This window comes from Epilithonimonas bovis DSM 19482, assembly GCF_900108115.1.
In the GTDB taxonomy this organism is placed as follows: Bacteria; Bacteroidota; Bacteroidia; order Flavobacteriales; family Weeksellaceae; genus Epilithonimonas; species Epilithonimonas bovis.
The window spans coordinates 13,267-32,409 of the sequence record NZ_FTPU01000009.1 but is presented as its reverse complement, the minus strand read 5'-3'; the positions used below and the strand labels follow the sequence as shown (position 1 = coordinate 32,409).

Annotated in this window: 17 protein-coding genes; 6 read left to right on the top strand and 11 right to left on the bottom strand. The window is 38.5% G+C overall.

All coding sequences use genetic code 11. The annotated features are described in order from the left end of the window. Positions 1–5 precede the first annotated feature (5 nt). Positions 6–569, top strand: a complete 564-nt coding sequence (locus B0B05_RS05345; RefSeq protein ID WP_076782452.1) for a hypothetical protein — start codon at positions 6–8, stop codon at positions 567–569. A gap of 76 nt (positions 570–645) precedes the next feature. Here B0B05_RS05345 and B0B05_RS05340 read toward each other — a convergent pair whose 3' ends face one another. The 6 genes from B0B05_RS05340 to B0B05_RS05320 form a co-directional block, all read right to left on the bottom strand. Further along, on the bottom strand, positions 646–1,623 hold the full coding sequence (locus B0B05_RS05340) for a chorismate-binding protein (RefSeq protein ID WP_076782451.1): 978 nt from the start codon (positions 1,621–1,623) through the stop codon (positions 646–648). A 7-nt stretch (positions 1,624–1,630) separates the two neighbouring features. After that, positions 1,631–2,062: a PaaI family thioesterase gene (locus B0B05_RS05335; RefSeq protein WP_076782450.1), complete on the bottom strand. Its 432-nt coding sequence runs from the start codon at positions 2,060–2,062 to the stop codon at positions 1,631–1,633. Positions 2,063–2,111: 49 nt separating this feature from the next. Beyond that, positions 2,112–2,687: a 1-acyl-sn-glycerol-3-phosphate acyltransferase gene (locus B0B05_RS05330; protein WP_076782449.1), complete on the bottom strand. Its 576-nt coding sequence runs from the start codon at positions 2,685–2,687 to the stop codon at positions 2,112–2,114. 306 nt (positions 2,688–2,993) lie between these two features. Continuing rightward, on the bottom strand, positions 2,994–3,152 hold the full coding sequence (locus B0B05_RS16555) for a hypothetical protein (RefSeq protein ID WP_159435840.1): 159 nt from the start codon (positions 3,150–3,152) through the stop codon (positions 2,994–2,996). Between the two features lie 95 nt (positions 3,153–3,247). Then, positions 3,248–4,966, bottom strand: a complete 1,719-nt coding sequence (locus B0B05_RS05325; protein ID WP_076782448.1) for a PspC domain-containing protein — start codon at positions 4,964–4,966, stop codon at positions 3,248–3,250. Positions 4,967–4,970: 4 nt separating this feature from the next. Next, positions 4,971–5,312 carry a PadR family transcriptional regulator gene (locus tag B0B05_RS05320; RefSeq protein ID WP_076782447.1) on the bottom strand — a complete coding sequence of 114 codons (342 nt, stop codon included), beginning with the start codon at positions 5,310–5,312 and terminating at the stop codon, positions 4,971–4,973. Positions 5,313–5,897: 585 nt separating this feature from the next. Here B0B05_RS05320 and thrA point away from each other — a divergent pair. The 5 genes from thrA to rpsO all read left to right on the top strand — a co-directional run bounded on the left by thrA (position 5,898) and on the right by rpsO (position 13,280). Next, on the top strand, positions 5,898–8,342 hold the full coding sequence (gene thrA, locus B0B05_RS05315) for a bifunctional aspartate kinase/homoserine dehydrogenase I (RefSeq protein ID WP_076782446.1): 2,445 nt from the start codon (positions 5,898–5,900) through the stop codon (positions 8,340–8,342). Positions 8,343–8,507: 165 nt separating this feature from the next. Then, a complete protein-coding gene (locus B0B05_RS05310; RefSeq protein ID WP_076782445.1) occupies positions 8,508–9,446 on the top strand; it encodes a homoserine kinase in 939 nt (312 codons plus the stop codon). A 48-nt stretch (positions 9,447–9,494) separates the two neighbouring features. Continuing rightward, positions 9,495–10,787, top strand: a complete 1,293-nt coding sequence (gene thrC, locus B0B05_RS05305; protein WP_076782444.1) for a threonine synthase — start codon at positions 9,495–9,497, stop codon at positions 10,785–10,787. Positions 10,788–10,846: 59 nt separating this feature from the next. Beyond that, complete coding sequence (locus B0B05_RS05300) at positions 10,847–12,925, top strand: LTA synthase family protein (protein ID WP_076782443.1); 2,079 nt, start codon at positions 10,847–10,849, stop codon at positions 12,923–12,925. Positions 12,926–13,010: 85 nt separating this feature from the next. Next, complete coding sequence (rpsO, locus tag B0B05_RS05295) at positions 13,011–13,280, top strand: 30S ribosomal protein S15 (protein WP_076782442.1); 270 nt, start codon at positions 13,011–13,013, stop codon at positions 13,278–13,280. Positions 13,281–13,388: 108 nt separating this feature from the next. Here the strand turns inward: rpsO and B0B05_RS05290 are convergent, their stop codons facing one another. The 5 genes from B0B05_RS05290 to rlmB form a co-directional block, all read right to left on the bottom strand. Continuing rightward, entirely contained in the window at positions 13,389–15,926 is a 2,538-nt protein-coding gene (locus tag B0B05_RS05290; RefSeq protein WP_076782441.1) for a YfhO family protein, read from the bottom strand. A gap of 64 nt (positions 15,927–15,990) precedes the next feature. Then, positions 15,991–16,584 carry a transposase gene (locus tag B0B05_RS05285; protein WP_076782440.1) on the bottom strand — a complete coding sequence of 198 codons (594 nt, stop codon included), beginning with the start codon at positions 16,582–16,584 and terminating at the stop codon, positions 15,991–15,993. Between the two features lie 59 nt (positions 16,585–16,643). Further along, entirely contained in the window at positions 16,644–16,868 is a 225-nt protein-coding gene (locus B0B05_RS05280) for a hypothetical protein (protein WP_076782439.1), read from the bottom strand. Positions 16,869–16,876: 8 nt separating this feature from the next. Beyond that, positions 16,877–17,917: a DUF6263 family protein gene (locus B0B05_RS05275; protein ID WP_076782438.1), complete on the bottom strand. Its 1,041-nt coding sequence runs from the start codon at positions 17,915–17,917 to the stop codon at positions 16,877–16,879. Between the two features lie 355 nt (positions 17,918–18,272). Beyond that, on the bottom strand, positions 18,273–19,019 hold the full coding sequence (gene rlmB / locus B0B05_RS05270) for a 23S rRNA (guanosine(2251)-2'-O)-methyltransferase RlmB (protein WP_076782437.1): 747 nt from the start codon (positions 19,017–19,019) through the stop codon (positions 18,273–18,275). Between the last annotated feature and the right edge of the window lie 124 nt (positions 19,020–19,143).

Sequence of the window (19,143 nt, the reverse complement as noted above, 5' to 3'; positions counted from 1 at the left end):
ATAGTATGAAAAACATAATCCTACATTGTGCTGTTATTTTGACTTTAGCTTTTGCTTTACAAAGTTGCAGCAAAGCAGATGATCTGGTAGATGATATTACCGTTCCTGTTCCTTTTTCTGTACCTGTAACTTTTGACACACAAATTCCTCTGTCTGTTACAGATACGGTAAATTATGTCAAAACTCAGCCAATTCCTTTTAATGCAGATATTAACGCAGCTATAAAGTCACAGTATCCTGCTATGTCTGCAGCAAATCTAAAATCTGCAAAATTAACGCAGTTTAAAATCCAGTATAAGTCTTCTGTGGCCGGAATAAAACTTGACGTGATCAACAATGCCAGGCTCTATCTAAGGGTAGAAGGACAAAGCGATCTGCTTGTTGCAACTGCTAGTAATAACACCAGTACCGATATTCTAAATTTTACCCCGGATACTACCATCGAGTTAGCTGATATATTAAAAACGGATCAAAAGTACCTGATTCTGGAAGTCCAGGGTGAAAAAATAGCGTCTGATCAACTCACAGTGACAGTAGACAGTGTCTTTAGGTTGTTGGTAGGATTATAAAATAAGGCATTATCAGAAAATTAAAAGATGAATATAAGTTGCTTATTCATCTTTTTTAATTTTTTTTTTCAGTCAATTATTCAAAGACAAGATGTTGCTGTATGGCCAGTGATTTCAGTTCTGTTTCTTCCCATTCTTTTTTCGGGTCGCTTTTCAATGTGATGCCACCACCAACAAACAGGAATGCATAATTTTTAAAAAAACTGGCACATCTCAGGTTTACAAAATAGTAGATTTGGTCTTCGGTTTCTATACGGATATATCCGGCGTAAAACTCGCGGTTAAAATGCTCTATACTTTTGATACCCTGGGCACAGAGCTCTTTGGGAAAGCCACAGACGGCTGGGGTAGGATGCAGCTCAGCAATGATTTTATCAAGGCTTTCCGGGCTTATCTCTGCCAAGAAGTCGGTCTTTAGATGCTTTATATTGCCGGAAATCAAATCTTTTGTGGAAGAGATTTTTACATTGGAAGAAAATTTTCTAATGACAGAATGTATGTAATCCGTTACGGCTTTTTGTTCCTCAACTTCCTTATCTGTCCAGTTTTCGTCCAGTGGCAGCGTCCCGGCAACGCTCATAGTCTCGAATACATGATTTTTTTTATCAAATTTCCCCAAAACTTCAGAAAATCCGCCCATCCATATTTCGCCGTTTTTTTCGAATAGATAACAAAAGGCTGTGGGATAACTGTCGCAAAATTTCAGGAAACTTTTGGTTAGTGAGAGTTTTTTCTGAGGATCTGCATCCAGGTACATCAGTAGCTTCCTTCGGGAAAGCACCAGTTTTCTAAGCTCATTTTTTTCAATAAAATCCTTAGCCTGGGCAATTTTCAAAGCATAGGAATCTTCGGTTTCCTTAGCGATTTCTATGAGTTGGCTTTTACTTTTAGGTGCGAGGCTTTGACCGGAAATATCTTGGCGTGACACTGGTTTTATTGTGCCTTTGAAATCCAAAACGGTTTTGGTGTCAAAACTGACGAAGGAAACGGGGATGTCCTGTGACGATTCCAGTGTATAAAAAGTCTGGGAATCTGGTAGTCTGAATAGTAGCATGACAGATTTAGACTTTACCCACAGGGATAATATTATTAGTCATTGTAGTATGATTAATGAGATGCCCTTTCTCATCCCGGATTTCGATTTGAGAAACATGCATGGTATTACCTTTTCTGATAAATGTGGCCGTGCCCGTAATCACACCATCCCGTTTGGCTCGGAGATGATTACTGTTGATATTGGTGCCTACGGGAACATATTTTGCCGGATCCACATGTATCAAAGACAGGCAGGATCCCAATGTCTCGGCCAACACGCAGCTTGCACCGCCGTGAAGGATGCCGTAAGGCTGATGAACCCGGGATGTAACCGGCATTGTAGCACTTAGGAAATCATCAGAAACATCGGTATATACAATATCAAGTGTCTCGTTGAGCGTGTTTTTACCCGCTTGGTTTAGCCTGCTAAGTATATCTTTTTTTTTAGCTTCGTCCATTTTTCTGCTTTTAGTTTATGTTCAGACAATGTTTATTTGCAACCGCGTATTAATAGATCTGGGGATTCCAGTTTTCTGGGATTTTTGGGACAATATCATATTTGATATAGAAATCCTGAATCTCCTGCATGGTCTGTTCAAAAGTCTGTGATGCAAGCTTTTCATAGGGGATCGCATATCCAAGATTGATGGTTTTCCTTTTATAATCACCGCCTGCAAGCACAATAGGTACTTTTGCTGCAATAGCCATATTGTAAAAGCCTTTTCTCCATTTCGGAACCCAGCTTCTTGTGCCTTCGGGCGTTATCACAAGGCTGAAATCATCTTTTTTAAATTCGTTGGCTACAAAATTAACCAGATCATTTTTCTGAGAACGATCGATGCCAATCCCGCCAATCGCTTTTACCAGCCAACCGTAGAACGGGTTTTTTGTATGCGCGTCCTTGATAATGATTTTAAGTTTTTTCCCAAGCGCCCAATAAGCCAGGTTTCCCAAGAGATACTCGCTGTTGTGGGTGTGTGGTGCTACCACCAGGATGCATCTGTCCAGATTATTAACATTGCCCTGGAGTACTATTTTCCAGCCGACTATTTTAAGAATTGCTTTCGCAAGAAGTTTTTTCATAGATAGGTTTGAGAGTTGTTTATTTTTTGATGAATTGCCGCGTCAGAGAATTCTGATTAGCGGTCATCACAAAAAAATAAAGTACAACCACCAAGGTTATACTTTACAAATCTACAAAATATGTTTATTTCTCAGAAATAAGAATATTGTTAACCATCAGAACAGATTGCTGATAAAATCCACCAGCTTAATTGCGATTTCTAATACGAGTTGTATCATTTTTTATGGTTTTTGTGATTAGAAGTTTATTTAGTAACAAATTTACTAATAAATTTTGATGAAATTGATATTCTTCTACTTAAAATTTTAGTAAATTATTGCATAGGAGTCCAAAGCCATATTTACATTTTTAAAATTATCAGCTGTAGAATCCGGCTTATATCTGTATTCGTAAACAAAACGGTGCGTTTGGGCTTTTGATAAAGTGGTGAAGAGTATCAAAAATAAGAAAGTATAGATTTTCATAATGAATATTTTGTGATATTGATAAATTTTGGAACTAGGAGAAAAGCGGAAAACCGAAGGTTTTTTGCCCGCTTTTCAACTAATCCACTCTCAATTTATTTAGTTTTGATACTGATTTCTTTCTTGCCATCTTTGATATTGATGTCCAGATCTTTCAGGCTTTTTTTAACCTGCTGATCTATTTTCATTCTTTCCAACACGGCGTCTGCTGAATCTTTTGAATAATTTTTCCCATTGATTTTTACGCTGTCGCTTTCGTCAGAATTGTACTCGATAGTTGTCCCGTTAATATTGATTTTATTTTTCTCTACTGTAATCCCATTCCTGTTATAATGGTCAGCATCGTTGTCATCATCGTCATCATCGCCACGGGTGCTTAGCTCATATTCTTTCTCATTGATCACTTTGGTTTTAGACGGTACTACCAGCTCGTAATCCAGCCTGTAATCACGGAATCTGTACTCGTAGGGATACTGAAAATAATTAGGGAGAAGGATCCGGTTGCCAACAATCTCCACAGGCACTTTCATCTTTAGCGGTTGGTTATAACCTTCTGCTTCTTTTTTGATGATAAGGTAAGGTGTTTTGATATCGTCTCTTCTTGTAATCTCTACACTTGGGTAGTCTCTTTTGTAGATTACAGATTTGTCGGAATAGATGTTATTAAAATAAGTTTTAAAATTCTCCGGGATCGCCACTTTTTTGCTGTCCAGATAGATGGTATCATTAGGAGCTGATATAGAGACATTCTCATAATCCTGATTTTCCCCACTATATCTGAAATTAAACTTGGACGCGCTTGCCGCAAGGATACCAATCAATACAATCCAGATAATCCCCAAAGTTCCCAAGACCGGCCCAACATAATTGAATTTGGTTTTTGGTGAGAATAATTTGATAGATAAAAGCAAAGATCCTACACCAATAATAATAGTTGGCAGAGCTGCAATAGCCAGCAGAAGGTAACCCAAGTTGTTTTCCTCAAGATAAAATCCAAGGTTGTTATCCATCCCAAATTTGTCAGACCCGTAGGCAAACATCATGGCAAACAATCCTATGAAGCAGCAGGCAGCCAGCAAAGCCAGAAAAATAGCCAGGCAGTATTTGATAATTTTAAGAAAAGTATCGCCCGCAGAGCCAATTTTTGGTTTGTTCTCGTTGTAGATTTCCCCTGCTCTGGTGGTTGTCTCGTTGGCAAACTGTACTATTTTGCTGGATTCTTCTTTTAAATTATCAAAGTTGAGCGGTTTCCCTTTCATCTTCAAAAAATCAGAAGCCGATTCTGCTTTTGGCAATACGGCCCAAAGAATGAAATACAAAATCACGACTAAAAATGATGATCCTGGTGCTATCCATAGGAATAAAAACGCACCTACCCAGATTAGTCTCATCCACGTAATGTCCATCCCAAAATAAGCGGCTAAACCTGCGCAAACTCCGGCGATCTTCTGTTTTTCCGGATCACGGAAGAGTTGTTTCTGAGAATTACTGCTGTAAGAATTACTGCCGGAAGATTTTGCAGCTTTTGGTTTTCCTTCGGAGAAATAAGCCTCTTCCTGCTCATCAATCTGTTCTGGCGTTCCGATTTGCGCAATCACTTTTTCTACATCAGAGTCATTAATGACTTCTCTTTTTGCCAATGTTTCTTTGAAAATCTCGACCATCCGGATTTCAATATCGTGCATTACTTCATCTGCTTCTGATGCGTCCAGAGAATTTCTCAAGGCATTCAGATAATCGCTAAGCTTAATGTAAGCGTGTTCGTCTATCATAAAAGAGAACCCTGCGAGTGCTATAGATAATGTCTTGTTCATAGTATTAATTTTGAGAGTGAGAGTTTGATGTAATTTGGTTTACAGAATCTGTCAGTTCCTGCCAGGTATTTTGTAATTCTGCCAAAAATAGGCTTCCTTTTTCGGTGATCTGATAGTATTTTCGGGGCGGCCCGCTGGTGGATTCTTCCCATCTGTACGCGAGGAATTCGCCGTTTTTCAGTCTTGTCAGCAGAGGGTAGAGTGTACCTTCTACAACATCCAGTTTTCCTTTTTTGAGTGACTCAATCAGGTCAGAAACATACATTTCGCGTTGCTGAATCAGACTCAAAATACAGAATTCCAGGATCCCTTTGCGCATTTGCGCCTTTGTGTTCTCGGTATTCATATTAATTGTTTGGTTTTAAAATTTTAAGTTGAATTAATGATGTTTGGTTTTTACTATAAGATTTTCCAGTTTCCTGCTATAGTCTTAAGACTTCAAAAAAACATCTTTCCTTAACTTTACATTGCAAAGATATATAAACAAAATGGTATTATGCAATACAAAGTAGTAAATATTTTTGTAATATATTTTTAACTTATTGATTTTCAGTGATAAAATTTTAATTGTTTTTTTTATGTCTGAAAAATTAACAGTCTAAATTGATTGAATTTTTAAATTAATTTCAAATAATGATAGTAAAGCTTGGCAGATGCAAAATGTTTTTATACTTTCGTTAAAGATTTTAAAAAATGACAGTCACTCTTACTATTACAACAACCATTCATACAATAACTACAATTAGTTGCTGCAGAAAGGTGTGTTTGTAATATTGTGAAAATAGATAATTAACAAAAAGCCTTTCTGAATTCAGAAAGGCTTTTTTGTTTTTAATGAATTAAAAATGCTCTATAAGAGCAAAATGTTAATAGAAAGAAAGAAATAAAAAACGAAGCTCCTTAGGAGCGACCTGTTAAAAAACAATAAATAATGAAAATTTTAAAATTTGGCGGGACTTCGGTCGGAAGTTTAGAAGGATTGAGAAATGTTAAATCAATCGTTGAGAGAGAATTCAAAACCAATGAGCCTTTGATTGTTGTATGCTCTGCTTTGTCCGGCATTACCAATACGCTTGTAAAAGCGTCGGAAGAAGCTCTTAATCAAAATGATTTTTCCGCAATCCTAAAATCTGCAGAAGAGAAACATTATCAGATTATTTCGGAACTATTGCCCAGAACCGCACAAAATCCATTATTGATGATGGTGAAAGTGAGTTTCAATGAGATTGAAGATATCTTATTCAGTGTTAAAAATCTGGGCGAATTATCAGACCGGATCAAAGACAGATTGCTTTCTTACGGAGAACAGATGTCGAGCAAGATTGTTTCTGCGTTTCTTCAATCAGAAAATTTTCCTGCAGTTTTTCAAGATTCAAGAGAATTGATTGCAACGGATTCTCACTTCGGAAATGCGAATGTCGATTCTAAAAAAACCAATGAAAACCTCAAAAACTGGAAACTAGAAAATCAGATTTATGTGGTAACTGGTTTTATCGCAAAAGATAAAAATGATGATACCACCACTTTGGGAAGAGGCGGATCAGATTATACAGCTGCGATTCTGGGTTCAGGTTTACAGGCGGACGAAATCCAGATTTGGACAGATGTTGACGGTTTTATGACGGCTGACCCAAGGTTGGTAAAAAATGCATTTTCTCAGCCGGAACTCAGCTATCAGGAAGCGATGGAAATGTCCTATTTTGGGGCAAAAGTCATTTATCCGCCAACGATGATTCCTGCCATCGAGAGCCAGATCCCGATTTATATCAAAAATACCTTTAAACCGGACCGCGCAGGAACATTGATCCATCAAAAATCCGAAGCCTCCGGAGGTTTAATCAAAGGCATTGTGTCCATTGAGAAAACGTGCCTCATCAATATTACTGGCAACGGAATGATTGGGATGAAGGGTTTCAGTGGACGGTTATTCAATGCTTTGGCGCGGTATGAGGTTAATGTGATCCTGATTACGCAGGCCAGTTCGGAGCACAGTATTTCTTTTGTGGTCAATTTTGAGGATGAGAAAAAGGCTAGCAAAGCGATCCACGAGGAGTTCGATTTTGAGATCAATGCGGATAAAATAGATGAACCGCAGTTTGACAATGAGTTGAGTATTATTTCTGTCGTTGGCGAGAATATGAAAAAAACGAGAGGGGTCAGTGGTAAATTTTTTAGTGCGCTGGGGAAAAACGGAATCAATATTATCGCTATTTCACAGGGTTCTTCTGAACTCAACATTTCTGCAGTGATAGAAAGAAACGAACTTTCAAAAGCCCTGAACGTGGTCCACGATTCGCTTCTGCTTTCACCGGTTAAAACCTTTAATGTGATGTTTGCAGGAACGGGGAATATCGGTAAAGAATTATTCCATCAACTGGAAAGAGAACAGAAAAACCTGAAAGACAATCATCAGATCAAAATCAATGTGGTGGGAATTACCAACAGCCGCCAAATGAAAATTTTCAATCATTCGGAATCCAACTTTGATTTAGATAGCAGTTTCGGTTCTGAATTGCAAAAAGCGGATTTAGGAGAATTTATAGGTTCTATTTCTGATAAAAATTTACCTAATTTGGTCTTTGTGGATAACACTTCCAGCGAAGAAGTGGTCAAAGAATATCCGACTTTGTTCAACAATAATATTTCGGTTGTGACGTGCAATAAGAAAGGCAATTCTTCGTCTTACGAACAGTACAGCCAGTTCAAGAGGCTGGTAAAAAAGAACAATGTGAGCTTTTTATATGAGACCAATGTCGGAGCTGGATTGCCTATTATCAAAACCCTGAATGACCTTTGGATTTCCGGCGATGAGATTCTAAAAATCGAAGCGATTCTGTCAGGGACAATTTCTTACATTTTCAATAATTATGTCGGGGACAAAACCTTTGCTGAAGTGGTAAGAACAGCGCAGGAATTAGGTTATACAGAACCGGATCCCAGAGACGATCTCAACGGGATGGATTTTTCCAGAAAAATGTTGATTCTTGGCCGCGAGATAGGTTTGCCTTTGGAGATGTCCGATGTCAGTATCAAAGATTTTCTTCCGGAAGCTTGCCTGAAAGCAGAATCGATTTCTGCATTTTATGAAGAACTGGAAAAGCATGAGCCCTACTTTTCATCTTTCAAAAACGAAGCTGAAAGTTCTGGCAGGAAACTCAGATTGATTGGCGTTTTAGAAGATGGGAAAATCAATATCGAAGTACAGATTGTAGATGCAAATCATCCGTTTTTCGGATTGTCGGGAAGCGATAATATCATTTCGTTCACGACTTCCAGATACAGAAATACACCGTTGGTTGTAAAAGGCCCGGGAGCCGGCGCAGAAGTAACGGCCGCAGGCGTCTTCGCAGATCTGGTAAGAGTTACAGCGCAATAAAACCATAAATGATAGTTGATTAATGATAAATAATTTTGAAATATCAATAGGGGCGGACTTTAGCCCGTTCTCAAAAAGTAAACATAACTTGGCTTTAGCCAAAATTAAAGAAATCATAAATATTTATTTAATCAATTATCATTAAATCAATAATTAATTATAAGAATGAATCAAATAAAAGTTTTTGCTCCCGCAACCGTCGCCAACGTTGTTTGTGGCTACGATATTCTCGGTTTTGCGATAGAAGAGCCAGGCGACGAGATCATTTTGAAAAAAAACGATTCTGATAAAATCACTATCACAAAAATAGAAGGCGATGGCGGAAAACTTCCAAAAGACCCGGATAAAAATGTGGTTTCGCACGTTATCCGATTGTTTCTGGAAAAAATCAACTCCAACCAAGGAATTGATATCGAGCTTTATAAAAAAATGCCACTCAACAGCGGAATGGGCTCCAGCGCAGCAAGCAGTGTTGCTGCTTTGGTTGCTATCAATGAGCTGATGGGGAAGCCTTATTCAAAACAGGAACTACTGCCTCTTGCGATGGAAGGTGAACGGATGGCCTGTGGCAATGCGCACGCCGACAATGTGGCACCGGCACTTTTAGGTGGTTTGGTTTTGGTGAGAAGTTACGAACCTTTAGATGCGCTCAAACTGCCTTATCCAAAAGGTTTGTCTGTTGTTTCTGTTCATCCGCACGTAGATGTCCCAACAGGCGAAGCCAGGAAAATCATCAAAGAACGGGTTAGTCTCAAATCTGCCGTTCAGCAGTGGGGAAATGTCGCCGGTTTGGTGGCCGGATTTTGTACTAATGATTTGAGTTTGGTTAGCCGTAGTATGGAAGATGTGATTATAGAACCCGTCCGTGCCATGCTGATTCCTTATTTTTATGAGATGAAACAACTCGCTTTGGACAATGGTGCTATTGGTTTTGGGATTTCCGGATCTGGCCCGTCGGTTTTTGCATTGTGTGAAAAGAAGGAAACTGCGGAAGATATTTCATATAAAATCAAAGAATTACTCAATCAAAAAAATATAGAAAGCGAGGCGTTTGTCACAAAAATCAATGATGAAGGCGCAAGAGTTATTAAGATAAAAGAATAAAGAACAAAGAGAAAAGACTGTCAACCGACAACCAACAACTATCAACAGATGAAATACATATCAACAAGACAACAGGAAGAAACCAATATAAAAACCGCCATCCTAAAAGGTTTGGCCGATGATGGCGGATTGTTTATGCCAGAATATATTCCGCAATTGGATTCGGCGTTTTTTGAAAAATTGCCCAATCTTACCTTGCAGGAAATTGGTTTCCGGGTGGCAAGAGAATTTCTAGGAGAATCCATTCCCGATGAAAACTTAAAAGAAATCATTGATGAAGTTTTGAACTTCGAGATTCCTGCGGTGAAGATTTCGGAAAATATTTACTCTTTAGAATTATTTCACGGCCCTACGATGGCTTTCAAAGATGTTGGCGCAAGGTTTATGGCAAGAATGATGTCTTATTTCTCAGAAGGAAAACCGATGAAAGTGATTGCAGCCACTTCCGGAGATACAGGAAGTGCTGTAGCGTCGGGATTTTACAATGTGCCCGGAATTGAGGTTTATATCCTTTATCCAAAAGGAAAAGTAAGCCCGTTGCAGGAAAAGCAATTGACAACCTGGGGAGGAAATATCAAAGCTTTGGAAATTGACGGGACTTTTGACGATTGCCAGGCTTTGGCCAAGCAGATTTTGTCTGACGAAGAACTGAATCAGAAATTCACTTTGACATCAGCCAACAGCATTAATATTGCCAGATTGATTCCTCAATCTTTTTATTATTTCTGGGCTTTTGCACAATTACAGAAGCTTGGGAAACCAATTGTATTCTCTGTGCCAAGCGGGAACTTTGGGAACTTAACTGCCGGACTTTTTGCAAAAAAAATGGGATTGCCTATCCATCATTTTGTAGCATCAACCAATGCGAATGACATTGTTCCAAACTATTTAGAAACCGGAATTTATACGGCGAAATCTTCTGTACAAACCATCAGTAATGCAATGGATGTTGGTAATCCGAGTAATTTTGAGCGGATGAAAAGTTTGTTTGATAATGATGTTTCGGAATTCAAAAGAGAGATTGATTCGTATTCTTTTTCCGATGAAGAAACGAAAATTGCAATGCGTAAGGTGAGGAATGATTTTGGTTACACTTTGGATCCGCACGGGGCGGTTGCTTATCTTGGATTTCAAAAATATTTAGAAAAAAATAATGAAGAACTTATCGGTGTTTTGTTGGAAACGGCTCATCCTGCTAAGTTTGTAGAAGTCGTAGAGAATGTCCTTAAAGAAACAATAGAAATCCCGGAAAAACTTGCGGCTTTTGGTAGAAAAGACAAACTGGCAACTCTCTTACCCAATGATTTAAGTAAAATTAAAGAAGCTATAATGTCGCGTTAAAATATTTCAGTACAAAATATTAAACCATCAAATCGTTATATTTGCGCAAAATATAATTTATGATCTTTGGCAAAATAAAACCATTTCTATATCTGGGAGGATTTTATGTGTTGTTATCGTCTTTATTAAGATTGATACTTTTATTTCATCCCATCACTACCGGACATTTTGATTTTATTGATATAATCAGGATTTTCGGGATTGGCTTTATCAATGATTCTCTGGTTTTTGCTTTGGCGTCATCTTTTCTCGCACTTTATTTTCTTTTCCTATCCAATAGCAAATTTCACAGACCGTGGGGCTGGGTTATTCTTGGATTGATGGTCCTGGCAGAACTTTATATTGCTTTTTATCCCAATAATATTTTTAGACAATATGGTGGTGTAGTGGCGGAGCTTGCGATGATTTTCGTTGGGATAAAGATTATTTGTTTTGCTCTAATGCTGTTTTTGCCTAAGCAAAGAAGGCTGATAAGGAACATTAATTATTTCATCATCATTTTTCTGTATGTACTTTTGATTATCTTAAATCTTGTCAGCGAATATTTTTTCTGGAATGAGTTTGGCGTGCGTTACAACTTTATAGCGGTAGATTATCTGATTTATACGAACGAAGTAATTGGGAATATCATGGAGTCTTATCCGGTAATCCCACTATTTTCTGTCATGATTTTAATAAGTCTCATTGTATCTTATCTGATATTTCGCCGGACAAAGGAAGAATTGGAAATCCTGCCCAATATTTCACAGAAGTTAGGTTTACTCATTTCGTTTGTGATCATTTGTAGTTTGGGGCTCTTTTTTCTACCAAAATTGGCGAATTTTCAGTCCAAAAATAATTTCACCTATGAGTTACAGAGCAATGGTATAGAACGTTTCGCTTATGCATTTTCGCACAACGAACTTGATTTTTTTAAGTTTTATCCTACTTTAGGTATCCAAAAATCAGAAAAGCTTTTTCTGGAGGATTTTAAACCGCCTGTTTTACGAAGAAAAATAAATGCAAGCGGTAGCGAACAAAAGAAAAATGTGGTGCTGATTTCTGTTGAGAGCCTGTCTGCTGAATATCTGAAGCATTACGGTAATCAACAAAATATAACACCTTTTCTGGATAGTCTTGCTGATAAAAGCCTTATGTTCACAAATTTTTATGCCACCGGAAACCGTACAGTCCGCGGCCTGGAAGCGCTTACGCTTTGCATCCCGCCAACTGCCGGAGAGAGCGTTATAAAGAGAGAAGACAACAGGAACAAATTCACAACCGGTTCGGTTTTTAGATCAAAAGGATACAATGTTGAGTTTTTGTACGGTGGCTACAGCTATTTTGATAATATGAAGTCCTTTTTTGGTAATAACGGTTACCAAATTGTGGACCGTGACAGCTTTTTGCCTCAGGAGGTTAGCTTTGCCAATGTATGGGGTGTTTGCGACGAAGATATGGCCAAAAAAGCTATCAAAGTAATGAATGCGGAGGCAAAATCGGGGAAACCGTTTTTTAACCATTGGATGACTGTCAGCAACCACCGTCCCTTTACTTACCCGGATGGTAAAATTGATATTCCGGGAGATATAAAATCGCGTGACGGTGGTGTGAAATACACTGATTACGCATTGCGCTGCTTTTTTGCAATGGCCAAAAAACAATCCTGGTACAAAAATACCGTTTTTGTGATTGTAGCGGATCATTGTGCATCCAGTGCGGGATCTACGGAGCTTCCGATAGATAAATACCGCATCCCGGCTATTGTATTTTCGGAAGGTTTTGTGAAACCCCAGAAGTTTGACGGGCTTATGTCGCAGATTGATCTCATGCCAACTGTTTTTGGGCTGCTTAATTTCAGTTACGAATCCAAGTTCCTGGGTCAGGATGTTTTTTCTGACAGTTACGTTCCGCGTGCTTATATCGCCACTTACGAGAATTTAGGCTACATCAGAGATCAGCAACTCACTATCATATCAGCAGGGAAGAAGATTGAGCAATACACTTTGCAAATGGAAAAAAGTAATTGGCCGGATCAGTACAATATCAATTATAAAGAAATTCTTACTAAAAATCAGAACAGAAAACTAATCGATAAAACCATCGCAGCTTATGAGGCGACATCATACTGGTTAAAACATAAGAATCTGGATCAGTAATTAATAAAGCAGATTGATTGTTTATTAAAAATAATATTGTACTTTTGCACCCGAATTACATAATAATCATTTAAATAATATTGGAATGTATCTAACAAACGAAAAAAAAGCAGAAATCTTCGCAAAACACGGGAAATCTGCACAAGACACAGGAAGCGCTGAAGGTCAGATTGCTCTATTCACTTTTAGAATCAACCACCTTTCTGAGCACCTGAAAGCTAATCGTCACGATTTTGCAACAGAAAGATCTCTTGTAAAATTGGTAGGTAAGAGAAAATCTCTACTTGATTACTTGAAGAAAAAAGAAATCTCTAGATATAGAGCGATCATCGCTGAATTGGGAATCAGAAAATAATCCTAATCTTAAGCAAAAAATTAAAGCAACTCCAATGGGGTTGCTTTTTTATTTGTGATGATCAAAAAAGATTCAGGCACCGTTTTGTATAATGGTGACTGAATATAATTAAGCCGTAACTGTCTTTGATTGTTTGTAGTTTCTAAACAGGAAGTAAGCACCAACCAAACTCAACAGAATAAATAATCCAAAGCTAATTAATGAGAACAGTTTGCCAGTTTCTATAACAGCTGGTTCAAATTTCATTTCGATTTTATGCTGTCCTGCAGGGACATAGAGCGCACGCAAAAGATAATCAGCTTTGATGTAATCTACTTTGTTGCCATCCAGATAAACATTCCATCCATGTGGATAATAGATCTCGGAAAATACCGCCAATTGAGGCGTTTTAGACGATGAGTCAAAAGAGAGCTCATTCGGCTGGTACGTTTTAAGATTAAGATAAGCCGTGGAATCTTTAGCCAGTTTTTTTCCTGCGAAGTAAGATTTGTCAGCACTAGCAATGACGGCTGTATTTTTGGTATCTACGTTTCCTGTTTCATTCAGTTCCTCATTGGGATTGCTAACATATTTGATATCAGATACAAACCAAGCATTCCCGTTGGCATCAGGATTCGGTGTAATTTCCGGTTTTTGCAGGTTACCAACCAGAAAGTATTTGGTGTTCAGCATATTCAGGATCCTGATTGTTTTTACCTGATCTGTTGATGAGAAATACTGATTGATAAGATCATCATAACGTCTCAGTTTTACCGCATGGTAACCACCGATCGATGATTTAAAATAAGAAGTATTTGTCTCGCTGAAGGTTCCTAAAACATTATTGAAAATCCGATAGTGTGTTTTGTCTTTATCTGCGATGGTTTGCAAAGCTCTGTTAACTTCGGTCTGTTGCAGAAGGCTTTGTACAAAAGAATCGTTGCCTGCTTTGCTCATTAGGTATTCCGAATTCTCTGTCTGGAAAGGGTTGTCTGCAAATGTTTTGTCAACAAAGTTGTCGTCATTCAGATAACGTCGGTTAACGGTCCACAGATCGAATAAACTTACAAAGCCAATGATGAGAAGTGCCACATTGATACTGAGCTTTTTTCTTAATGCAAAGAATAGAGCCGCTGCTGTAATTGCTACATAGGCTAATGCTTTCAGCGCATCTGCCTGGAACATTTTGTAGCGTTCATCCACCAGATAATCCAGGATGTAGGGTGGGAGATAAGTCTTTTCGTTGGCTGTATAAAAACCTAAAATACCTTTCCCAAAAAGCGTCAGGATCAATGTAATCCCAAGAACAGTCCCCGAAACATAAAGTAAAATTCTCTTTTTATATTCTTCGGTTAATTTATCATTGGTAAAGAATTGATAAAGTCCAAGAATGGCAATCAGAGGGAATAAAAATTCAACCACCACCAAAATAGATGATGGCGCACGGAACTTGTTGTACATCGGTACATAATCGATAAAGAAATCCGTAAGGACTGAGAAATTGCTTCCCCAGGCTAAGAAAACCGTCAGAATAGATGCACCCAAAATCCAATAACGGTACTTTTTCCCGGCAAAGAAAAAGCCTAAAACTGCCAGAAAACAAACCACAGCACCCTGATAAGCCGGTCCCGATGTACTCGGCTGATCGCCCCAGTAGGTGGCGCTGCCAAAGCCTTTTACCATCATGTCATATTCCTGTTGGGATTTGATGTTTTCCTGTGCCAGCTCCTGGATGTGTTCCATTATTTTGTCAGAACCTTCTTCCTGGCTGCCACCGCCCATTAATCTTGGAATGAAGAGATTCAGGGTTTCCAGTTTGCCATAGCTCCACATGGTAATGCTTTCATGGTCCATTCCGGATTTACCGGAAGAATGTTTCTCATTATTCAAAATCTGTTTGCCACGCACGGTTTCTTTCACATATTCAGCGTTGGCCATGATTCTTTGTGAGTTCATACCAACGCCCAAAACAACACCCAGCCCAACAATCCCGGAAGAAATCAGAAAATGTTTCCATTCGATTTGTCCTTTGACGGCTCTTATCAATTCGGACAGGAATAAAAATCCTAAACCGATAAAGAGATAGTAAGTCATCTGTGGGTGATTGGCACAGATCTGCAAGCCTGCAAATAATGTGGTGACGATGAAGCCAAGAATATATTTTTTACGGATATAGACCAAGAGAATCCCGGCTAACAGCGGTGCAAAATAAGCAATGGTATGCACTTTCCCGTTGTGTCCTGCCGCGATGATAATATAGAAGTAGGTGGACAATCCAAAAAACGTGGCACCAAGCAAAGCATATTTCCAGTTCCTTACGGCTACCATTCCCAAAAAGAAGAATCCTGCAAATAATAAAAACAGGTAATTGGCGGGTTTGGGCAGGAACATAAACAGATCATCTATCTTTTTGATGACATCACCCCGAAACTGCGCACCGGTCTGGTAGGTTGGCATACCGCCAAACATGGCATCGCTCCAATAGGTTTCTTTGTCGTTGTTGGCGCGGTACTGCAACAATTCCTCAGCACCGCCTTTGTAAAATACGATATCATGCTGCATCAGGCGTTTTCCCGAGATTACAGGATTGGCGTAGAGTACAGCCAAAACAATAAAAATAACAAGGCTTGCCGCAATGTAGAGGAGGTTTTTATTTTTTTTGAACATAATTTATTTTTGTTTGAATCTTAATAAACCCCTTCAGAGTTTAAAACTCTGAAGGGGTTGCCGTTTAATAAGGTAAATTCAGTGAATCGTAATTATTATGCGAAAATATGAAATTAGTCTCATTTTCAAAGTAATCCAAAACTTCTTTTCTTTTTAGTTTTGATGGCTTGTCTGATAAAATTGAATGATAAGAAGACCAAAAATATTGATTTGCATTGGATGTAATACCGTGTTTTACCGGATTATTATGAATGTATAGAATGATTTGCTTCAGATAGTTTTCATCGGTTATTCTTTTTCTTTCAAACGGTTTCTCTAGCAAGCTTCCAGTTCTGTTATAGCGTTTATTTATAGCTTGTGTGTAGGCATTGAAGAAATGCGAAAATTGTTTCGAAGGATTAATTGATTTTGATTTTTCAATTGTTGAGAATTTGAAATCAGAAACATTAATTTCTTGCTCAGATTTTATTCTAATTAATAAATGAAAGTGATTCTTCAGTAAACAATAAGCATATACATCTGCAACTGGATCAATGTATTTTAATAACAATTTTAAGAAATATCTATAGTTATCGTCATCGAAAAAAATAGCCTCTTTGTTATTTCCTCGATTGTAAATGTGATAAAAATGTCCAAATTCTAAAATCTCCTTTTCCATATCAGAAACATAACCCCTTCAGAGTTTTAACTCTGAAGGGGTTGCATTAGATTAAACTACTATTTTTTATCCTCCTTCACTTCTTCATAATCAACCGTCTCGGCGTCCCAGTTCACTTTTTTCTTTGGTGTTTTGGTAGAATCTGTTTTGCTTGTTTCCTGCTGGTTTTTAGGGTTAAGTGCAGGGAAATTCTTATAAAATGCATTGAAGAACAACCGTTTCAATATATTCCAGACAAAGAATATGATGATGGTTGCTAAAATGAATTCAAAAATATATTTCATTCCTTTTCTTATTTATAGGATGGATTGATGACAATAGATGTTGTTGAATTTTTTGACATACTCTGAGTCTGTTTTCCGTCTGATAAACTCTCTTTCTGATTGGTTTTTACAGAAAGGTTTTGGTTAAGCACCCAGCCCGTGTTTTCATCGATAATAATTTTTCCGCTCTGTGATCCGCTCATGCTCATAGAATGGGTCATACCATTCTTAGACTGCTTATCAGACTTAGATGGGATGGTTCCGCTTACAGCAATTTCGGCTTTGCCATTTTCCACTTTGGTGAGTGTAAAGGTTTGTGTCTGTTTCAGTTTTCCGGGTACAATATCTTCAGATTCGGTCCATTTATCACCCAGTTTTACGCCTTTTGCCGGGATCAGTTTCAGGTTTTTGCCCAATTGCTCCTTCATCATAGCCTCGTTAAAACCAGCTTTGAAGCTTTCTATGATAGCATCCTGTTGCTTCTTATCTTTAACTGTTCCAGCAATGGCTTTTCTCAGATTGTTGTAAACCGCATCAAACCCGGTTACAGACTTGATGTCTCCCGAAGCGTCCATTTTTACAGCCAGTTTGTTACCAGCCAGGCCTTTGCTGACAAGATAATCCATTTTCAACGCCTCTTCTTTTGGTGCAGCCTGCTTGGTGTCAATAGATACAGTTTTGCCATTGGCTGTACTGGACATTCTTTTACCCACCATGTTCAGTGTCAGGTCGTAGATATTATCTTTAAAATCATTTACGGTTACAGACATTTCGTCGGTGGTTTCGTTGGTTCCGGACATGGTTTTCCCGTCCGGCGAGGTCAGTGTCTGTATCTCTCTCTGATAAGAAACCAGGGGATACGTTTGTCCTTTTTCCAGGATGAATTTTTGTTTGTAGATACCGCTGCTGTCCGATATGGCTTTCGGTTTAGCCGCTTCTTCCGGGGTTACTTCCACTGTTACGGTTTCAGTTTTACCGGTTTTGGGGTCTACGCGTGTTACAGTTTTGGTTTCTTTTTTACAAGCCGTTAATGTTATGGCGATCAGCGCAAGCGCAGTTATTTTTTTCATATGTAGATATTTATTTTTTTCAAACGTCATATGCAATCTCAAAGTTTCATTGGTGTTTACGTTTCCAACTCCTTTCGATTTCACAAATGATATTTGATGACTTTTTCAGTCATTGTGTTTTAATTAAATTTTAGATTAACCTGGCGGCCGGACTTATTTTTGATATTGGCAATCCCTCGCCTTGGCTAATCCCTCTTCCCGGGCCGGGCTGTCCGCTGTATCTTTTTTATGAAACGGCTCGTCCCTCGCCGCTGTATAAAAAAGGATGCCGCTTCCATCCCTATTGCACTCCGGTTGTGCTTTTCGGTGTTAATGTCCGTTATTCCTTTCATTTAACACTCATACTCTCGAAGCTCTAGCCCAACTTCTGCCTCACCGCTTCATAAAGGATAGCGCCACAGGCTACAGAGACGTTTAAGGACTGTGTTTTACCTTCAATAGGTAGTTTTATTTTCTCATCGGCATGGTGCATCACTTCTTTGGAGATCCCGGTTTCCTCATTTCCCATGACAATAGCACAAGGTTCTGAGAAGTTGACGTCGTATATCAATTTTTGCGCCTTTTCGGTAGCTGCAAATACAGATACGCCACTTTGCTGAAGAAAATCAACGGTGTGCGCCAGGTTTTTTTCTTTACATATTTTGATATTGTAGATGGCACCGGCAGATGTTTTTATCGCGTCCGAATTGATGGGCGCGCCACCTTTTTCCGGGATAATAACCGCATCTACACCGGTACATTCTGCCGTTCTGCAGATGGCACCAAAATTCCTTACATCCGTCAATCGGTCCAGAACAAGGATGAACGGTGTCTTTCCCGCCTCGAACAACTGAGGTAAAATGTCCTCAATTTTATGGAAAGGGACATCTGAGATAAATGCAACAACACCCTGGTGGTTCTTTCTCGTAAAACGATTCAGTTTTTCTACCGGTACGTAATTGGGCCTGATTTGATGTTTGGCTAAAAGTTGCTTCAGTTCGATATAGATTTCTCCCTGCAGAGCATTCTGCACAAATATTTTGTCGATGGTTTTACCAGCCTCGAGGGCTTCCATCACCGGTCGCAGCCCAAATATAAAATCATCTTTTTTCTGATCGTTCATTAATGAGAATTTGATGGGCAAAAATAAGGTTTTTGCAGTGGTTTTTCTCTTAATAAAATTGTAAATTATGATAATCTACTCAATTTTTACCATATTTTGATCAATATTAATCATGCTGGGACCG

What these genes read in the sequence shown, in the direction of transcription:
- B0B05_RS05345 (WP_076782452.1), top strand. Translation starts at nt 6, where the DNA reads ATGAAAAACATAATCCTACATTGTGCTGTTATTTTGACTTTAGCTTTT.
- B0B05_RS16555 (WP_159435840.1), bottom strand. Translation starts at nt 3,152, where the DNA reads ATGAAAATCTATACTTTCTTATTTTTGATACTCTTCACCACTTTATCA.
- B0B05_RS05280 (WP_076782439.1), bottom strand. Translation starts at nt 16,868, where the DNA reads ATGAAATATATTTTTGAATTCATTTTAGCAACCATCATCATATTCTTT.
- rpsO (WP_076782442.1), top strand. Translation starts at nt 13,011, where the DNA reads ATGTATCTAACAAACGAAAAAAAAGCAGAAATCTTCGCAAAACACGGG.
- B0B05_RS05335 (WP_076782450.1), bottom strand. Translation starts at nt 2,062, where the DNA reads ATGGACGAAGCTAAAAAAAAAGATATACTTAGCAGGCTAAACCAAGCG.
- B0B05_RS05310 (WP_076782445.1), top strand. Translation starts at nt 8,508, where the DNA reads ATGAATCAAATAAAAGTTTTTGCTCCCGCAACCGTCGCCAACGTTGTT.
- thrC (WP_076782444.1), top strand. Translation starts at nt 9,495, where the DNA reads ATGAAATACATATCAACAAGACAACAGGAAGAAACCAATATAAAAACC.
- B0B05_RS05340 (WP_076782451.1), bottom strand. Translation starts at nt 1,623, where the DNA reads ATGCTACTATTCAGACTACCAGATTCCCAGACTTTTTATACACTGGAA.
- B0B05_RS05330 (WP_076782449.1), bottom strand. Translation starts at nt 2,687, where the DNA reads ATGAAAAAACTTCTTGCGAAAGCAATTCTTAAAATAGTCGGCTGGAAA.
- B0B05_RS05275 (WP_076782438.1), bottom strand. Translation starts at nt 17,917, where the DNA reads ATGAAAAAAATAACTGCGCTTGCGCTGATCGCCATAACATTAACGGCT.
- B0B05_RS05285 (WP_076782440.1), bottom strand. Translation starts at nt 16,584, where the DNA reads ATGGAAAAGGAGATTTTAGAATTTGGACATTTTTATCACATTTACAAT.
- B0B05_RS05290 (WP_076782441.1), bottom strand. Translation starts at nt 15,926, where the DNA reads ATGTTCAAAAAAAATAAAAACCTCCTCTACATTGCGGCAAGCCTTGTT.
- B0B05_RS05320 (WP_076782447.1), bottom strand. Translation starts at nt 5,312, where the DNA reads ATGAATACCGAGAACACAAAGGCGCAAATGCGCAAAGGGATCCTGGAA.
- B0B05_RS05300 (WP_076782443.1), top strand. Translation starts at nt 10,847, where the DNA reads ATGATCTTTGGCAAAATAAAACCATTTCTATATCTGGGAGGATTTTAT.
- rlmB (WP_076782437.1), bottom strand. Translation starts at nt 19,019, where the DNA reads ATGAACGATCAGAAAAAAGATGATTTTATATTTGGGCTGCGACCGGTG.
- thrA (WP_076782446.1), top strand. Translation starts at nt 5,898, where the DNA reads ATGAAAATTTTAAAATTTGGCGGGACTTCGGTCGGAAGTTTAGAAGGA.
- B0B05_RS05325 (WP_076782448.1), bottom strand. Translation starts at nt 4,966, where the DNA reads ATGAACAAGACATTATCTATAGCACTCGCAGGGTTCTCTTTTATGATA.